General features: G+C 68.8%; 17 protein-coding genes. 14 read left to right on the plus strand and 3 right to left on the minus strand.

Annotated features, from left to right (window positions below; translation table 11 throughout):
- Positions 1-32: 32 nt before the first annotated feature.
- Genes ACIA1L_RS11550 through flgN form a run of 3 tightly spaced genes read right to left on the minus strand, consistent with a single transcriptional unit; the run spans position 33 to position 2,843 of the window.
- The gene (locus tag ACIA1L_RS11550) at positions 33-953 is read right to left on the minus strand and encodes a flagellin (protein ID WP_396072588.1); all 921 of its coding nucleotides are present in this window, start codon (positions 951-953) and stop codon (positions 33-35) included.
- A gap of 10 nt (positions 954-963) precedes the next feature.
- The gene (gene flgK / locus ACIA1L_RS11555) at positions 964-2,358 is read right to left on the minus strand and encodes a flagellar hook-associated protein FlgK (protein WP_396072589.1); all 1,395 of its coding nucleotides are present in this window, start codon (positions 2,356-2,358) and stop codon (positions 964-966) included.
- Positions 2,358-2,843 (minus strand): flagellar export chaperone FlgN, encoded by a 486-nt coding sequence (gene flgN / locus ACIA1L_RS11560; RefSeq protein ID WP_396072590.1) that lies wholly within the window; start codon positions 2,841-2,843, stop codon positions 2,358-2,360. The genes flgK and flgN overlap by 1 nt, the downstream gene beginning before the upstream one ends.
- Positions 2,844-3,115: 272 nt before the next feature.
- Here flgN and ACIA1L_RS11565 point away from each other — a divergent pair, with 272 nt between their 5' ends.
- The 14 genes from ACIA1L_RS11565 to ACIA1L_RS11630 all read left to right on the plus strand — a co-directional run bounded on the left by ACIA1L_RS11565 (position 3,116) and on the right by ACIA1L_RS11630 (position 16,416).
- Entirely contained in the window at positions 3,116-3,973 is an 858-nt protein-coding gene (locus ACIA1L_RS11565) for a flagellin (RefSeq protein WP_396072591.1), read from the plus strand.
- Between the two features lie 133 nt (positions 3,974-4,106).
- Positions 4,107-5,573 (plus strand): flagellar filament capping protein FliD, encoded by a 1,467-nt coding sequence (gene fliD, locus ACIA1L_RS11570; protein WP_396072592.1) that lies wholly within the window; start codon positions 4,107-4,109, stop codon positions 5,571-5,573.
- Positions 5,574-5,587: 14 nt separating this feature from the next.
- A complete protein-coding gene (gene fliS / locus ACIA1L_RS11575) occupies positions 5,588-5,980 on the plus strand; it encodes a flagellar export chaperone FliS (RefSeq protein ID WP_396072593.1) in 393 nt (130 codons plus the stop codon).
- 5 nt (positions 5,981-5,985) lie between these two features.
- A complete protein-coding gene (locus ACIA1L_RS11580; protein WP_396072594.1) occupies positions 5,986-6,309 on the plus strand; it encodes a hypothetical protein in 324 nt (107 codons plus the stop codon).
- 198 nt (positions 6,310-6,507) lie between these two features.
- Complete coding sequence (locus ACIA1L_RS11585; RefSeq protein WP_396072595.1) at positions 6,508-6,855, plus strand: flagellar basal body rod protein FlgB; 348 nt, start codon at positions 6,508-6,510, stop codon at positions 6,853-6,855.
- A 5-nt stretch (positions 6,856-6,860) separates the two neighbouring features.
- Positions 6,861-7,256: a flagellar basal body rod protein FlgC gene (locus tag ACIA1L_RS11590; protein ID WP_396072596.1), complete on the plus strand. Its 396-nt coding sequence runs from the start codon at positions 6,861-6,863 to the stop codon at positions 7,254-7,256.
- Positions 7,257-7,258: 2 nt separating this feature from the next.
- Complete coding sequence (gene fliE, locus ACIA1L_RS11595; protein WP_396072597.1) at positions 7,259-7,576, plus strand: flagellar hook-basal body complex protein FliE; 318 nt, start codon at positions 7,259-7,261, stop codon at positions 7,574-7,576.
- A 1-nt stretch (position 7,577) separates the two neighbouring features.
- Positions 7,578-9,188, plus strand: a complete 1,611-nt coding sequence (gene fliF / locus ACIA1L_RS11600; protein ID WP_396072598.1) for a flagellar basal-body MS-ring/collar protein FliF — start codon at positions 7,578-7,580, stop codon at positions 9,186-9,188.
- Between the two features lie 39 nt (positions 9,189-9,227).
- Complete coding sequence (fliG, locus tag ACIA1L_RS11605) at positions 9,228-10,253, plus strand: flagellar motor switch protein FliG (protein WP_396072599.1); 1,026 nt, start codon at positions 9,228-9,230, stop codon at positions 10,251-10,253.
- A complete protein-coding gene (locus tag ACIA1L_RS11610) occupies positions 10,237-10,911 on the plus strand; it encodes a FliH/SctL family protein (RefSeq protein WP_396072600.1) in 675 nt (224 codons plus the stop codon). The genes fliG and ACIA1L_RS11610 overlap by 17 nt, the downstream gene beginning before the upstream one ends.
- A gap of 13 nt (positions 10,912-10,924) precedes the next feature.
- Positions 10,925-12,232 carry a FliI/YscN family ATPase gene (locus ACIA1L_RS11615; protein WP_396072601.1) on the plus strand — a complete coding sequence of 436 codons (1,308 nt, stop codon included), beginning with the start codon at positions 10,925-10,927 and terminating at the stop codon, positions 12,230-12,232.
- A gap of 377 nt (positions 12,233-12,609) precedes the next feature.
- A complete protein-coding gene (locus ACIA1L_RS11620; protein ID WP_396072602.1) occupies positions 12,610-13,308 on the plus strand; it encodes a flagellar export protein FliJ in 699 nt (232 codons plus the stop codon).
- Complete coding sequence (locus ACIA1L_RS11625; protein ID WP_396072603.1) at positions 13,305-14,288, plus strand: transglycosylase SLT domain-containing protein; 984 nt, start codon at positions 13,305-13,307, stop codon at positions 14,286-14,288. The genes ACIA1L_RS11620 and ACIA1L_RS11625 overlap by 4 nt, the downstream gene beginning before the upstream one ends.
- Before the next feature lie 25 nt (positions 14,289-14,313).
- Positions 14,314-16,416: a flagellar hook-length control protein FliK gene (locus ACIA1L_RS11630; protein WP_396072604.1), complete on the plus strand. Its 2,103-nt coding sequence runs from the start codon at positions 14,314-14,316 to the stop codon at positions 16,414-16,416.
- The last annotated feature ends 32 nt before the right edge of the window (positions 16,417-16,448 follow it).

Raw genomic sequence — 16,448 nt, forward strand, 5'->3', positions numbered from 1 at the left:
AATCGGCCGGGACGCGGTGCGAGTACTCATGGTCACCTCAGGAAGTCGATGAGCGAGGGCTGGATCACCTTTGCCGAGGCGGCCAGTGCCGCCTGGTACGAGGTCTGCTGAAGTTGCATCTCCATGATGGTCTTCGGCAGATCGATGTCCTCGATGTCCGACAGTTGTGCCGAGACGGACAACAATCGATCCTGAGCCGAATCCTTCATCTGATTAATTCGATTATATCTAGATCCCACTTCCGAGATAGCAGATTTCAATTTATTACCGGAGGTATCCAGTTGACTCAGGCTGGCCGTCAGGGCGGTGTTGTCGCCCGACCGGAGGCCTGCCGAAATGTCTCCCAACACTTTGAAGAGTCCGGTGGCGTCGTCGCCGAATGCCTCCGGACCGGTCAGGTCGACCCGCACCTTGACGTCCGAGCCCACGGTCCGCGACACACTTGTCTTGACCGGGTCCGCCGGGTCGTAGTTGTTACCCGTGAAGGCGCCGGTGGTCCGGTCGTAAGCGCCCTCGAGCGTGGTGTTGCCACCGAAAACCGGCCGGTCGAGGTACCGGCTGTTCGCATGGGTGATCAGGGCGTCGCGAATCTGGTCGATCTCTCCGGCCAGCGCCTCGTTGGCGATCGCTCCGTTCGTGGTGCTGTTGAGGCCTTGCACGGTCAGGTCCCGCGCCCGGTTGACCAGCGACGAGGCGCTGCTCAAGGTGTCCTCGACCGTGCCCAGCCAGGCCATGCCGTCCTCGGCGTTGCGCAGGTACTGCTCGCTGGTCCGCGTCTCCGCGCGCAACTGCAGAGCGGCGACCGTGCCGGCCGGGCTGTCCGAGGGCCGGTTCAGTTGCTTGCCGCTCGACAACTGGTCCTGAATCTGGGCGCCCTTGGCGAGATTGCGCTGGAGGTTGGCCAGCACCCGGGTATGGATACTGCCGTCGGTTATCCTGCCGCCGCCGATCATGAGTTACTCCTTACCTTCCGACCAGGCCGGTGCGGTTGATGAGCTGGTCGAGCATCGAATCGATCGTGGTCAGGACCCGGGACGCGGCCTCGTAGCCGCGCTGGTACGTCAGCAGATTGGTCATTTCCTCGTCGAGGTTGACCCCGGACTCGCTCTCGCGGGCCGCGTCGATCTGCTCCGTGACGACGGACTGGATCTCGGATCGCCGGGCGGTGCCCTGAGCGTCGACGCCGAGCCGGCCGATCATGCTCTCGTATTCCCGGTCCGGGCCACCGGACGAGTCACCGATGTCGGCGATCGCGTCGGCGACCGAATTGTCGAGGGTGCCGGCGGTCGCCGCGACCGCTACCTGGTCCGGGTCGTTGACGAGCACTTCGATCGAACCGTCGGCCTTACGGCCGAAGAAGTCGAGACCGGTGCTCCCGTCGACGCTGTGACCGTTGCGGTGCAAGGCGTTCACCGTGTTGATCATGTTGTTGGCGACCGAGTCGAGCTCCCCGGACAGGCCCGGGATGATCCTGGTCATCGTGTCGACCATGGAGCCCATCGTGCCGCCGGCCTCGATCCGACGCGCCGCCGGATCCGGGACGTTCTTCCAGACCAGTGCCACCGGGTTGCTGGCCTGGTCCTCGAGCCGGCTCGCACCGGCGAAGTCGACCTCACGGACGACGGTGCCGGTGACCAGAGGATCGCCGCCGATGAAGACGTCCATAGTGCCGTTCTCCCGCTTCGCGGCGGTGGCACCGGTGAGCTCGGCGAGCTTCATCGCCAGCAGGTCGCGCCGGTCCTCGACCTCGTTGATCGCGAGGCCGGAGGCATTCGCCTTGACGATGCTGTCGTTGAGCTGGGCGATCGACCGAGCAGTGCCGTTGACCTCGTCGACGTAGCCGGCCATCTGCACTTCGTTCTGCTTCCACTGTCGCGCCAACGACTCGTGGGCGGCATTCATCTGGTCGGCGACCGTGGCGCTCTGCTGGATCACCGCGGACCGGGGAGCGGCCAGTTGCGGGTTGTTCGCCACGTCGTTCCAGCTACCCCACATGTCGCGCAACTGTGCGGCGATCGCGGTGTCGCTCGGCTCGGCGAACGCATCCTCGATCGAGGTGTATGTCGCCTTCTGGTTCGCGAGCAACGCGTTGACACCATGTTCGGTCCGGCCGCGGTTCTCCAGGAAGTCGTCACGCAGGCGCTGCACATCGGACACGGCGACGCCGGTGCCCAGGCCGTCGGTCTTGGCATACATGGATGCCGTCGTCGCACCCACCTGGGACTGCATGCTGACGCGCTGCCGGGTGTAGCCCTCGGTGTTGGCGTTCGCGATGTTCTGACCCGTCACGTCCAACCCGCGACGTTGTGCGTAGAGCGAGGTCAGTGCGGTGTTGATGCCACCGAAACTGCTTGCCATCAGATCGCCTCATCCACCAGGCTGGGGCGGCGCACGCCGCCCGTGACGGTCTTGCCCTGCCGGCCATACGTTTCCACGGTTCCGGCGAACGCGAGCATCGTTTCCCGAGCCGCGCGCTGACCGGCGGTGAGCAGATCGCGGTTGCTTTCCGCGATCGCGCTGATCTCCGAGGTGAGCGTCAGAAACGCCCGCCGGTGTTGGTGCAACAGCTCGGACCACGGGTCCGGGGCGGTGTCCGCCAGCTCGCCCAGTGACGCTTCCGGGTTCAGTCCCAGCTCCACTGCCACAGCTTGCGCGTAGGCCGCTCGGGCCACTTCTGTCTGCCGAATCTGGTCCAGCACCACTTCCACCTCGCGGGTGGCGTGCGCCAGCCAACGGGAACGGTTCGCGGCGAGGAGCAACTGCTCTTCCTCGAGCTTGAACAGGAGAAGCTCCAACAGCTCGCGTGCGCGCCATAGGACGCTGGACAGATCGGTCAGACTCACCGGCTTCTCCGTCTCCGCGGGAGGCTCTCCTCCGCTCACCGGACAAGTCGGCACGTCTGCGGCCTCTCTGAGGAGTTGAGCCCGTTTCGGTTGGTAATCAGGTGCCACCGAGTTTCGGCGTTCCGGCCACCGACGCGGAGCCCTCCACTCAAGATCGGCGTGAGGAATTCTCAAATACTCCTCAAGACCGGTACGCCCCCGCCGAACATGGATGGCGTAAGCAAACGGCTCACGGACGGGCCGGTCTGGACCCCACTCAAGGAGGAAGTCTCATGGGTCTTCGCATCAACCAGAACATCGCTGCCCAGAACGCCTACCGCAGCCTCTCGGTCTCCGACAACCAGATGTCGAAGTCGCTCGAGAAGCTGTCGTCGGGTTTCCGGATCAACCGGGCCTCCGACGACGCCGCGGGTCTGGCCATCAGCGAGGGTCTGCGCAGCCAGGTCGGCGGCCTCAAGACCGCGACCCGCAACGCTCAGGACGGCGTCAGCGTCGTCCAGACCGCTGAGGGTGCGCTCAACGAGGTGCACTCGATCCTGCAGCGCGGTCGTGACCTGCAGGTGCAGGCCGCGAACGGTAGCAACAACCAGGACTCGCTCGACGCTATCAACTCCGAGCTGACGGCGCTGTCCGAGGAGATCACCGCGATCGGCTCGCGGACCAAGTTCAACGGGGTCGACCTGCTGGACGACGGCACCGGTACGCCGGGTACCACCACCACGGGCTCCAAGCTCACCTTCCAGGTGGGTGCTAACAGCAGTGACACGCTCGAGGTGGACATGTCGAGCCTGGACCTGGGCGCTGCGGCCAAGGCCCTGACGGACGCGGCCGCCGCGAACGTCGGTGGTGTCGGCTCCACGGCGAACATCGACCTGATCGACGCCGAGGTCAAGAACATCTCCACCGAGCGAGGAAAGCTGGGTGCCTCGCAGAACCGGCTCGAGCACACCATCAACAGCCTCAACGTGTCGGTGGAGAACCTGTCGGCGTCCGAGAGCCGGATCCGTGACACCGACATGGCGCAGGAAATGATGAGCTTCACCCGCTCGCAGATCCTGTCCCAGGCCGGCACCGCGATGCTGTCCCAGGCGAACCAGTCGCAGCAGGGCGTTCTGTCCCTCCTGCGCTGATAGCCGGGGTACGGCTCAGCAAACCGTGAGAACAACCGAATAGACGGGCGGCCGGCGTACTCGCCGACCGCCCGTCCGGTATCAGGATCGATCGCTGAGGAATCAGGATCGACGAAGCGAAGGGGCCGCCTCGATGGGTAGCGTCGACGGACTTGTCACCGGCATGAGCACCTCCAGCACTGTTGCCCAGCTCATGCAGGTCGAGGCTCTTCCCCAGACCGCTCTCAAGAATAAGGTCGCCGTCCAGAACAAAGCGGTGACCGGTCTTCAGGCTATCAACGGCAAGATGTCGGCCCTGGTCACCGCGGCCAAGGCGCTCAGCGAGCCGGGCAGTTGGACCGGCATGAAGGCGACCTCCAGCTCGGACGCGGCCGTGGTCACCGCGCTGCCCGGCGCCGCGGCCGGCTCGTTCAGTTTCAAGGTCGAGTCGCTGGCCTCCACGCACACGGCGACCTTCACCGGCGCGACGGTTTCCTCGGCGAAGGACGCCCTGCTCGCGCCCGCCATCTCGGGCAGCACCTTCGACATCCGACTGGCCGACGGGTCCATGAAGACCCTCACGCCGACGGACGCGTCGCTGTCGTCGGTGGCCGCCGCGATCAACGGCGACGCCGACTCCATGTTCAAGGCCTCCGCGGTGCAGGTGGCACCGGGCCAGTTCACGCTGCAGCTCACCGCGAAGACCTCGGGTGCCGCCGCCGCTTTCTCCGACGAGAACGACCCGGCCAAGCTGCTTGCCGACGCCGTGTCCGGCCTGACCCTCGGCACACCGACGCTCACCAACGCGGGCGCTGACGCCCAGCTCAAGGTGGGTACGACGGCCGACGCTTACACCATCACCTCAGCGACGAACACCTTCGCCGAGGTGCAGCCCGGCGTGACCGTCACCGCCACCAAGAAGCAGGATGTCGCCGACGCACCCGTCACCATCAGCCTGGAAACCGACGCCGAGGCCCTGGCCACCAAGGTCTCGACCATGGTCGAGGCCGCCAACGTGGCCCTGACCGAGATCGCGACGCAGACGAGAGGCAAGTCCGGCAACACCGCGGCCGGCGCATTGGCCGGCGACAGTGCCCTGCGTCAGTTGAGCCAGCAGATCCTCAGCACCGTGGCCGGCGGTTCCAGCACGATGGGCTCGTTCCACGCGGTCGGCGTCGCGGTGGACCGCTACGGCAAGATCACCTTCGACAAGGACGCCTTCACCAAGTCCTACACGGCCGATCCCGCCAAGACGCAGGCGTACTTCGACTCCTACACCGAAAAGCCGCATGCCAAGGCCAACGCCACCAAGTTCGACGTCGGCTGGGACAAGGCGGAGGGCATCGCCAACAAGCTGCTGGAAGTGGGCACCCTGGCCAGTACGGGGGCGAAGTTGCCCACCGACCTGCCGACCAAGGTCGTGCAGGGCACGGTGCAGGGACTGATCAAGCGCCGCAACGACTCCATCGAGTCCCTCAACGACCAGGTCGCTGCCTGGGACGTGCGGCTGGACCTGCGCAAGTCGGCGCTCGAGCGGCAGTTCTCCAACCTCGAAGTCGCGATGGGCAAGATGCAGCAACAATCCTCCTGGCTGGCGGGTCAGCTCGCCGGCCTCGGCTGAGCGGAGCGCTTTTCATGACCAATCCTTCACCGGCCATGCGCCAGCGCTACATCGCCGACGCCGTAGCGACCGCCTCACCGGCCAAGCTGCTGCTGATGCTCTTCGACCGGCTGATCATGGACCTGAACCGGGGCGAGCAGGCGCTGCTCGAGGGCAACCGCACCGAGGCCAACACCAACCTCAAGCACGCCCAGGACATCGTCACCGAGCTGCACGTGTCGCTGGACCTGGACGCCTGGGAGGGCGCGGCCGGCCTGGCCGCCATCTACGCCTTCGTCGAGACCGAGCTGGTCAACGCGAACGTGCAGAGCGACGCCGCCAAGGTGACAGCGATCCGCGAGCTGATGGAACCGCTGCGCGACACCTGGCGCGAAGCGGCGATGGCAGCCGCGGCGGCCGAGGGGTGATCCCCGTGGCCGACGACTGGCGGCAGGCCTGGATCAGCGCCCTGGACGAGCTCGAGGCGGACGTCGAGGCTGTCGAGCGGATGATCAGGGACGAACACCGCAGCCAGGAGTTGCCCATGGCGAAGCCATGGGAGCCACCGCCGGGCCTCGGTCCACTGCCCCTGGAGCTGCGGCCCCGGGCGGACTTCATCCTGACCCGCCAGTTGGAGGCTGCAAAAGCGGCAGCCCTGGCGATGACCGCCAACCGCCGGCAAACCGCTTTCGCCTCACGGGTGGAAGCCGGCGCCGCGGGCAAACAGATTCCCACCTACATCGACTGTGCCATGTGACCCACCGGCACCACCTTCACCATCTCCACCGACGAACCCGGTGCCCTGCTTGGGCGCCGGGTTCGTTGTGCAACCGGTCAGCAACCGTTCGGCGCTCAGCGGATCCGACTCCAGGCCGAAGCGAAAGGTACGAGCAAAGGACTGCTCAACCAGGAGCCACGGACAGGCACCTCGTACCGCCCGAAGGGAACCACCGCCGTGTTCGATGACGTCGCCAAGTCCTCGCTCCGCGTCGCAGTCGCCGGCCTGGCCGCCCGCCAGAACGCCATCTCCAACAACATCGCGAATATCGAGACCCCCGGCTACCAGGCTCGTAAGGTCAAGTTCGAGGAGGCGCTCAGCAGCGCCGTCGCCCAGGGCCAGTCGCCGTCGACGGTCACGCCGAGCGTGCTCAAGTCGCTCGAGCCGACCCGCCTCAACGGCAACAACGTCAACCTCGATGAAGAGACGCTCGCACACATCGACACCACGATGCGCTACCAGCTCGCCATCCGCGCTCTCGACGGCAAGTACAGCTCGATCCGCGACGCGATCAAGGGGGCCTGATCCAGATGAGCACCTTCAACGCGATCGGTACGGCCGCGACCGGCGTGACCGTCTACCGCAAGTGGCTCGACGCCGTGTCCGACAACATCGCGAACATCGACAATGTCAGCCGTACCTCCGAGAACGCCTTCCAGGCCCGTTACGTCGTGGCTCAGGAGGCTCAGGACGGCAACGGTGCACAGGTCGGCGGCATCGCCCTGGGCAGTGCCGAGGGCCGTCTCGCGTACGAGCCGGACAACCCGTTGGCCGACACCGAGGGCTACGTGCGCCGCCCGGACATCGACCTGGGCAGCCAGATGGCGCAGATGATGATGGCTCAGCGCTCCTACCAGGCGAACCTGTCGGTTGTCGACCGGGCGAAGGAGTCCTACCAGGCCGCGATCAATCTCGGGAGGGCCTGATCATGACCTCCCCGATCAGTGCGCTCGGCGCCGTCGGCGGCGTCACCGGCATTTCGGGTATCGGCGGGGCGGCCGGCGCCGAGAAGGTCAGCGGGCCGAACTCCGACTTCGCGGGAATGTTGTCCAAGGGCCTGGAGAGCGTGCAGGCGGCGCAGACCAAGGCCGGCGACCTGGCCGTGCAGGTGGCGAACGGCAGCCTGCAGGACCCGGCGCAATACACCATGGCGGCCACCGAGGCCGGCCTCGGCCTCCAGCTGACCATGGCGATCCGAAACAAGGCCGTCGAGGCCTTCCAGGAAATCATGAGAATGCAGGCCTGAGATGACGGACCGTCTCCCCGCTCCCGTACGCAAGGTCGGCGACACCTTCAAATCCTTCACCCCGGGACAGAAGGCTGTCACGATCGCCACTCTGCTCGCCCTCGCCATCGGGGGCTACTTCTTCGCGACCTGGGCGTCCACGCCGGCGTACGCCCCACTCTTCAGCAACCTGTCCAGCAAGGACGCCAGCGCGATCGTCGAGTCGTTGCAGGGGTCCAGCACGCCGTACGAGCTGGCAAACGGCGGCGCCACGATCATGGTCCCGCAGGACCAGGTGTACGACCTGCGCCTGCAGCTCTCCGGCGAGGGCCTGCCGGGCGAGGCCGACACCGGTTACGCGCTGCTCGACCAGCAGGGCATCACGACCAGCGACTTCATGCAGCACACCAACTACCAGCGGGCGCTGCAGGGCGAGCTTGCCAACACGATCAAGGCCATTGACGGCGTCGAGGCGGCGACCGTCAATTTGGTGATTCCGCAGAAGGACGTCTTCGCCGACGACCAGAACAAGACCACCGCTTCCGTACTGGTGCAGTCGTCGGCCACCAAGCCATTGTCCGGCCAGACCGTGCAGGCGATCGTGCACCTCGTCGCGTCCAGTGTGGAGGGTCTCGACCCGACCAACGTCACTGTGGCCGGGGCGGATGGCAAGATCCTTTCCACCGGCGGCGGCGCAGCCATTGCGTCCGGCAGCGACAGCGGTTCCGACGCGCAGACCGTCTCCTTCCAGAACCGGCTGAACGCGTCGTTGCAGAACATGCTGGATGCCGTCGTCGGTCCCGGTCACGCGGTGGTCACCACCACCGCCGAACTGGACTTCGACCAGACGCAGACCACCACCGAGACGTACTCGTCGGATCCGGCGGTGGCCGCGCTGTCGGAGAGCATCCAGCGCGAGGCGTACAACGGCAACGGCACCGGTTCGGGTGGCGTCCTCGGCCCGGACAACGTCCAGGTGCCGGTCGACGCGGGCACGGCGAGCGGCAGCCAGTACGAGAACAGCAATGTCACCCGCAACAACGCGGTCAACAAGACCACCGAGGCGCGCAACAGTGCTCCGGGTGGTATCAAGCGGCTCAACGTCGCCGTCCTGCTCGACGCCACCACCGCCGGTGCGGTGAACCAGGCCGACGTGCAGCAGTTGGTCAGCGCGGCGGCGGGCATCGACCCGACCCGCGGTGACACGATCGCGGTCAGCGCGATGGCGTTCGACACCAGTGCCGCGACCGCCGCCAAGGACGCGCTGGCCGCCTCGGCCGCCGCGGAGCAGAGCGTGAAGCAGACCTCGCTCATCAAGACGGCGGCGATGGCCCTGATCGTCCTGCTGCTGATCTTCATCGCGTGGCGCTGGAGCCGGAAGCAGAAGAAGCGCAAGGCGCTGACCCCGGCCGAGCTCAAGCACCTGGAGGACATGCAGGCGGCGCTGGAGAACCAGCGGCTCCTCGAGCTGAACGCGGCAATCCCGTCGCAGGCCATCGAGGCCGCGAACGTCAGCTACGAGGAGCTCGAGGGTCGCCAGCGCGAGATCGAGCAGATGGTCCAGGACCAGCCCGAGGAGATGGCCGCCCTGCTCCGCGGCTGGCTCGGCGCCGGCGCAGGCGCCGGCCGCTGACCGTCCTAGCAGAGTCCCCTGGTTCAAGGAGGAACCGCATTGTCCACCCCCGCGCTGAGCACGACATCGATGACCGGTCTGCGCAAGGCGGCAATCCTCCTGGTGCGCATGGGCAAGGAGTACTCCTCCAAGGTCATGGCCAACATGAAGGAGAACGAGGTCGAGGAGCTCTCGGCCGAGATCGCCCGGCTCGGCAAGTTGGAGCCCGAGGTGGTCGGCGACGTCATCGACGAGTTCTATGCGCTGGCGACGACGAAGCACGCCGGGGCGGGCGGCATGGCGTACGCGCGAGAGCTCCTGGAAGCCTCCCTCGGCAGTGAGCGGGCCCAGCTGATCCTGGACCGGCTCCAGGCGTCGATGACCGACATGCCGTTCAACTTCCTGAGCCACGCCGACCCCCGGCAACTCCTCTCGTACGTGCAGCACGAGCACCCGCAAACCATCGCGCTGGTGCTGGCGCACATCCCGTCGGCGCTGGCGTCCTCGATCTTGTCCGGGCTGGCACCCGAGGTGCAGTCGGACGTGGCGCACCGGATCGCGGTCATGGACCGCACCTCGCCCGACGTGATCCGTCAGGTCGAGATGGCGTTGCAGCGCAAGCTTTCCACCGTGCTGCAGCCCGACGAACTGTCCACGGTCGGCGGCCTCGGCCCCCTGGTGGACATCATCAACCGGGCCGACCGCACCACCGAGCGGCTCATCCTCGAAGCCTTGGAGGCTCGCAGCCCGGAGATCGCCGAGGAGATCCGGCGGCGGATGTTCATGTTCGAGGACATCGTGAACCTGGACGACCGGTCGGTGCAGCTGGTGCTGCGTCAGGTCGAGCCGTCCGACCTCGCCACCGCACTCAAGGGCGTCAACGACGAGGTCCGCGAGAAGGTCACCAAGAACCTGTCCGAGCGGGGCCGGGACAACCTGCTCGAGGAGATGGACCTCATGGGCCCGGTCAAGGTGAAGATGGTCGAGGAGTCGCAGCAGAAGATCGTCTCGGTGATCCGCTCGCTCGAGGACTCCGGCCAGATCGAGATCCAGCGTGGCGGCGAGGCCGATGAGCTCGTCGCCTGAGGAACGGTCGGTGCTGCGCGGTTCGGTGGCACAGTCCGCGTCGGCGGTGACGTTCGGCGTGGACCTGCGCCGCGGCGTACCCAACGACAGCGCTCCGGTGGAGCGGGCGAAACAGGAGGCCCGCACCGCCGGGTACGCCGAGGGGTGGGCGCAGGGCCAGCGGGCCGCGGCGATGGAGGCGGAGGCGGCGGCGGAGCGGGCGCGGGCGCGGGAGCACGCGCACGAGCAGCGCCGGGCCACCTCGCTCGCGCAGGCGGTCAACGCCCTGGGCCGGGCCGTCACCAACCTGGAGACCCAGCTCATGCCGACCCTGCAGGAGTTGCAGGACGCGGTGTTGGTGCACGCCTTCGAGCTCGCTGAGGCGATCGTGGGCCGGGCGATGGAGGATCCCGAGGGTCGAGCCGTGGCCGCTCTCCACCGGGCGATGGCCGCCGCGCCGGATCAGGGCGACATCACGGTGACCCTGCATCCGGAGGATTTCCGCAATCTCGTCGGTACGGCAACGAACGCCGACTACAACTACGAGGGGCGGCCGGTGCACCTGCGCCCGGATCCCGCCCTGCACCCGGGCGACGCGGTGGCCGAGACCGGCACCACGACGGTCGACGCTTCCATCGCCGCAGCCGTGTCCAGAGCGAAGGAAGCTCTGCGACTGTAAGGAGTCGACGCCGGTGACCGACGTATTCCGCAACCGCATCAACGCCGCCCTGACCGCCGCGAAGCCGTTGAGCCGCGGCAAGGTGACGGGTGCGGTGGGCCTCCGGGTGACCGTCAGCGGTCTGGAGGGCCGGGTCGGCGACCTGTTGCAGATCGGTGAGGGCGAGGAAGCAGTCCTGGCCGAGGTCGCAGCTCTGGACGGTGAACGGCTGTCCTGCCTGCCGCTCGGTCCTATTCACGGCCTCGGCACCGGCAGTCCGGTCGTGTCCACCGGCGGCCCGCTGCGCGTGGCGGTCGGCCCGGACCTGCGCGGGCGCATCCTGGACGGGCTGGGTCGGCCGATGGACGGCGGCCCGCCGCTGCGGGGCGATCTGGTGAGCATCGAGGCGGCCCCGCCGTCGGCCATGGAACGTCAACTCGTCGACGCCCCGATGCCGCTCGGCGTCCGGGTGCTCGACACGCTCGTCCCGTGCGGCCGTGGGCAGCGCATCGGCATCTTCGCGGGCTCCGGTGTCGGTAAGTCCACGCTGATGTCCATGATCACCCGGGGCACCACGGCGGAGCTCAACGTCGTCGCCCTGGTCGGCGAGCGCGGCCGCGAGGTGCGCGAGTTCATCGAGCACGACCTGGGACCGGAAGGCCTGGCCCGCTCGGTGGTGGTGATCGCGACGTCGGATACTCCACCGCTGGTGCGGCTGCGAGCCCCGCTGGTGGCGACCCGAATCGCCGAATACTTCCGGGACGAGGGCGGCGACGTCCTCATGCTGATGGACAGCGTCACCCGCGCGGCGATGGCCCAGCGTGAGGTGGGCCTGTCGGTCGGCGAGCCGCCGGCGACCCGCGGCTATCCCCCGTCGGTGTTCGCGATGCTGGCGTCGCTGCTGGAGCGGGCGGGGCCGGGCGCACGCGGCAGCATCACCGGCCTCTACACGGTGCTGGTCGAGGGTGACGATCACAACGAACCGATCGCCGACGCCGCGCGGTCGATCCTGGACGGGCACATCGTGCTGGACCGCAAACTTGCCACCGCCGGGCACTTCCCGAGCATCCAGTCGCTCGACTCGATCTCCCGGGTAGCCAACAAGATCACCACCCCGGAGCAGAAGAGCGATGCAACCGAGCTGCGCCGCATGATGGCGGCCCACCGCGACGTCCGCGAGCTGGTCGAGATCGGTGCCTACGTGCCCGGCACCAATCCAGAAGCGGACCGCGCGACCGCGATCTGGCCGCAGATCACCGCCTTCCTGCGGCAGGGCCTGGACGAGAAGGTCTCCGCCGAGCAAGCCTGGATGCAACTGCGCCAGCTGATCGCGGCTTCCTGATCCTTTTCGGTACGGACACAGCACCGCACCGCCCCCACCAGGCGGCCACGACACGTGGTCCGGGCCATCGCGCCCGCGCCGGGCGAGGGTGCGGGTCATTTCTGTCCGCACGGGCCTGCGCGGCGGCTGCTTCGCCGGGGACGCCGGGGCGGGCGCCTCGCGAGAGAGCGCCCGTGGCGGCTGCGTCGCGAGAAAGCGCCCGCGGCGGCTGCGTCGCGAGAAAGCGCCCGCGGCGGCTGCGTCGCGAGAAAGCGCCCGCGGCGGCTGCGTCGCGAGAAGGCGCCCGGGGCACGCTGGGGAGCAGGTCGGGTGCAGGCGCTCAGTGGTCCAGCCGGGAGGCCGACCGGGAAAGTGAACGGCTCTTCCTGGGAGGTCTCGTGAACCGCTTTTTCCGGCTCGGCCCCGTGCTGCGTGCCCGTAAGGCCCAGGAGGACGCCGCCCGCGGCGCGGTGATCCAGTCCCGCCAGGAGATCCGGGACGCGCAGGCACTAGTCAAGCGACGACAGCTCGATCTGGCCGGTGCGGACGCGCCCTCCGAGGGCACCGCGCGGGCGATGGTCGCGTCGATGGTGGCCCGGCAGTCGATGGCCGCCACGATCGCCGGCGCCCACCGGATGGTCGCCGAGGCCGAAGAGCGGACCAAGGAGAAGGTCGCCGAGCTGGCCGACGCAGCCAAGCGCCGCCGGGCGGTGGAGATGATGGCCGAGCGGCACGCCGAGACCGTCCGCAAGCACGACATGACCGTGGAACAGAACAACATCGACGAGATCGCGGTAACCACAAAGGCCCGCAACGCAGCCCGCGGTGTCGACGCGCAGACCGAGGAGCGCGCTAACGCGCTGCGCACCGGCCGGGGCAGCGTCGCCGACCGGCTCGCCGCCGCAGCCGCTCGCGAGGACATCGCCCGGGAAACCGCGAACTCGGTGGCAGCCCAGCGAGGGATCGACCTGGCGGACGCGCGGGTGGCGATAGACCGCGCTCGTGCGCAGTTGTCGCTTGCCGCTAAGAGCACCCCGGAACCCGCCGAACTCGAAGACGAAGGGAATGCCGACCTCGATCACGGGAGCCGCGCATGATGGGTGTGCAGGGCGTTTTGGCCCGTATCTCCGAGTTGCAGACGCAACTCAGCCCCAATTCAGCCGCCGCGAGCACCATCACCGCCGCCAACGGCAAGACCTTCGCCGGTGCCCTCGCCAGCGCCACCGGCACCACCGGCACGACCTCCTCTGGGGTCACCGGGCAGTCGATCGTCGACGCGGCGAAGAAGTATCTCGGCACCCCGTACGTGTTCGGCAGCACCAATCCGGACAAGGGACTCGACTGTTCCGCGCTGGTGCAGCGGGCGTACAAGGACATGGGCATCGACCTGCCTCGGACGTCGAGCCAGCAGGCCAAGGTCGGCACGAAGGTCGACGGGCTCGCCAACGCCAAGCCTGGTGACATCCTCGCGTTCAACTCACCCGTCGATCACGTCTCCATCTACCTCGGCAACAACAAGATGATCGCGGCGCCGAAGCCGGGCGACGAGGTCAAGATCCAGTCGGTGTACGAGAAGCCGACCCACATCCGGCGCGTTCTCAGCACCGACGCCGCCGCGGGCACCGCAGCCACGACCGCCGCCGGAGCAGCCGGTGCCGTACGCCCGGCCAGCCTGCAGAACTCCTCCTCACTCGCCGGCGTCCCGTACGCGGACATGTTCGTCCGCGCCGGCGCCAAGTACGGCGTCTCGCCGAAGCTGCTGGCCGCCGTGGCCAAGGTCGAGTCGGGCTACAACCCGAAGGCGGTCAGTCCGGCCGGCGCGCAGGGCCTCATGCAGCTCATGCCGGCCACCGCCCGCGGCCTCGGCGTCAAGAACTCCTTCGACCCTGAGCAGGCCATCAACGGCGCCGCGAAGCTCCTGCGCAACAACCTGAAGGAGTTCAAGTCGGTGGACCTGGCGCTGGCCGCGTACAACGCCGGCGGCGGCAACGTGCACAAGTACGGCGGCATCCCGCCGTTCGCCGAGACCCAGAAGTACGTGCCGAAGGTCCAGAAGGCCCTGGCCGCCCTCGGCTGAGCGCCCTGACGAGAAGAGGCACTCCATGACGAGCTCCGTCACCGGTCCGGACCGCAAGTCGGTCGTCGACCCCGGCTCTCGGACGGCGCGGTCCAGCGACGGCGGCGAGGCGTTCGGGTCGGCCCTGTCCGCCGAGCTGGACCGCCCGCAGAAGGAGCAGGTCCGGGACCGTACGCAGGCCGCGCAGGCCCGGGACCGGGCCGAGGACCGCCTCCAGAGTCGTGCCGCCGACCAGCGGGCCGCCGAGCGCGCGGACATCGCGCGGTCCGCCGCCGACCGCATCGCCGGGGACCGGGCCCGTGCGGAACGTTCCGCCGATGCGGCCGTTGCCCGCGGCTTCCAGCTGCGTGCCGCCCAGGACCGTACGGCCCAGCAGCAGCGCCTGTCCCAGGACCGGGCAGCGGCTCGCCGGGCGGCGCAGCGCCCCGAGACCACCCGCTCGGACGAGACTCGGCCGCGGGCGAGCCGTCCGGAGACCGCTCGCCCGGAGAACCGACGGGCTGTCGATTCCCGCCCTGCCGATCAGGTCGAGTCCGCTGAGCCTCGCGAGCACGAGCAGGACGAGCCGAAGACCGAGGCAACCACGACGGCGGCGCATCTCGCCCTTGCTGCGGGCGCCGCTGCGGCCCCAACGGCCACGGCCGCTGCCCCGGACACTGCTGCGGCAGCTGCGGCCTCCGCCGGCACTGCCGCCCCGCTCGACGCGGCAAAGGCTGCGGCTGCGACCGCCCAGGCCGCCACCGCCAACGCCCAGCTCAGCGCGGCAAACGCCGCACTGGTCGCTGCCGACGCTCAGGCCGCCGCTGCCACTGCTACCACCGCCGCCACTGCCGCGACCGCCGCCGCCACGACTGGTCAGCCCATCGCGGCGGCCGGGGCGCAGCCCGCCGTAGCAACCGGCGCGCTGACCGCCACCGCGAACGCGGCACAGGTTGCAACGCCTGGAGCAGCGGCCGCTCCCACCGGCGAACCCACCGCTGCGCCTGGCACTCCGGGCGCGTCCGGCGGCACCCCGGGTGGGATCCCGCTGACCGGCCTCGTAGGCGGTCCCCAGCCGACCACCACCGATGCAGCCGGGCTCACCGGCACTCCGGTGCCGGCGGCTCCGACAGCGAACGGTCCGGCCACCCCGGCTCCGCTCGGGTCCGCATCGGCCCTGCCGGGCACTGTCGCACCGGGTGCGGCCCTTCCGGGTGCTGCTGGCACGGGCCTCCCGGGTGCAGCCGGCACGGCGGCTCCGGTCGTCACGGACCCGAGTGCTGCTGCCGCCCAAGCCACCACATCGGCCGCACCCGTACCTGCGGCCCCGCCGACCACGGCCGTCACGGCCGGGCTGGTGTCCGCGACCGACGCCGCGGCAGCCGCCGCCACGACCGAGGCCGCTGTCGCCCCGCCGGACCCTAACGGCACGCCCACCACGGACACCGAGACACCGCCGCTCGCCGGCCCGACAGCGGAGGGCTCTGCCGGCGGAAACGCGGGCGGCTCGGACAGCGGCGAAGCGGCCGGCGGCAACGCCGGCGGTACGCCAGGCCAGGGAACATTTGCTCCGCAGCCGAGTCAGAGCACGTTCGGGCTACCCGGTCAGGAGGCGCCGGTCGGTATCGCCGGTGTCGCACCCACCGGCCCGGCGGCACCTGCGGCACCCACCGCACCGGTCACCCAGCACGCCCCGGCCCCGCCGCTGCCCGGTCCGATCGCGATGCAGCTGGCCGCGCGGATCACCCCGCTGCGGCTGGACGCCGAGGGGATTCACCGGCTCACCGTCAACCTGCACCCGGTCGACCTCGGTCCGGTGCAGGTCGTGGCCGAGTTCCGCAACGGCGAGATCAACGTTCAGCTCTCCAGTTCGACGGACGCGGGTCACGAGTCGCTGCGCGAGGCGATGGACGAGCTGCGCCGGGAACTGCAGCAGTCCGGGTACGGCAACGCGTCGCTGGACCTGCGCCAGGGCTCCAGCCAAGAACAGGCGCGGCAGCAGTTCGCCTTCATGAACAACGGCGAGAACAGCGGGCGGGGCCAGGGCACTGCCTCGAGCGCGTCGACTGCCGCCCCGGAACCGGTGGAGACCGCCCCACCGATCACTACCGACGCGCAGGGCAACAGCCGTCTCGACACCCGGGCATAAGCTCGCCCGTCCGCAAAATTGGGGCTAAGCGA

This window comes from Actinoplanes sp. NPDC051859, from assembly GCF_044452725.1.
Classification (GTDB): Bacteria; Actinomycetota; Actinomycetes; order Mycobacteriales; family Micromonosporaceae; genus Actinoplanes.

Coding starts and splice junctions, on each gene's coding strand:
- ACIA1L_RS11625 (WP_396072603.1), top strand. CDS start 13,305: ATGATGGGTGTGCAGGGCGTTTTGGCCCGTATCTCCGAGTTGCAGACG.
- ACIA1L_RS11610 (WP_396072600.1), top strand. CDS start 10,237: ATGAGCTCGTCGCCTGAGGAACGGTCGGTGCTGCGCGGTTCGGTGGCA.
- flgK (WP_396072589.1), bottom strand. CDS start 2,358: ATGGCAAGCAGTTTCGGTGGCATCAACACCGCACTGACCTCGCTCTAC.
- ACIA1L_RS11630 (WP_396072604.1), top strand. CDS start 14,314: ATGACGAGCTCCGTCACCGGTCCGGACCGCAAGTCGGTCGTCGACCCC.
- fliD (WP_396072592.1), top strand. CDS start 4,107: ATGGGTAGCGTCGACGGACTTGTCACCGGCATGAGCACCTCCAGCACT.
- ACIA1L_RS11565 (WP_396072591.1), top strand. CDS start 3,116: ATGGGTCTTCGCATCAACCAGAACATCGCTGCCCAGAACGCCTACCGC.
- ACIA1L_RS11590 (WP_396072596.1), top strand. CDS start 6,861: ATGAGCACCTTCAACGCGATCGGTACGGCCGCGACCGGCGTGACCGTC.
- fliF (WP_396072598.1), top strand. CDS start 7,578: ATGACGGACCGTCTCCCCGCTCCCGTACGCAAGGTCGGCGACACCTTC.
- fliS (WP_396072593.1), top strand. CDS start 5,588: ATGACCAATCCTTCACCGGCCATGCGCCAGCGCTACATCGCCGACGCC.
- ACIA1L_RS11550 (WP_396072588.1), bottom strand. CDS start 953: ATGATCGGCGGCGGCAGGATAACCGACGGCAGTATCCATACCCGGGTG.
- fliE (WP_396072597.1), top strand. CDS start 7,259: ATGACCTCCCCGATCAGTGCGCTCGGCGCCGTCGGCGGCGTCACCGGC.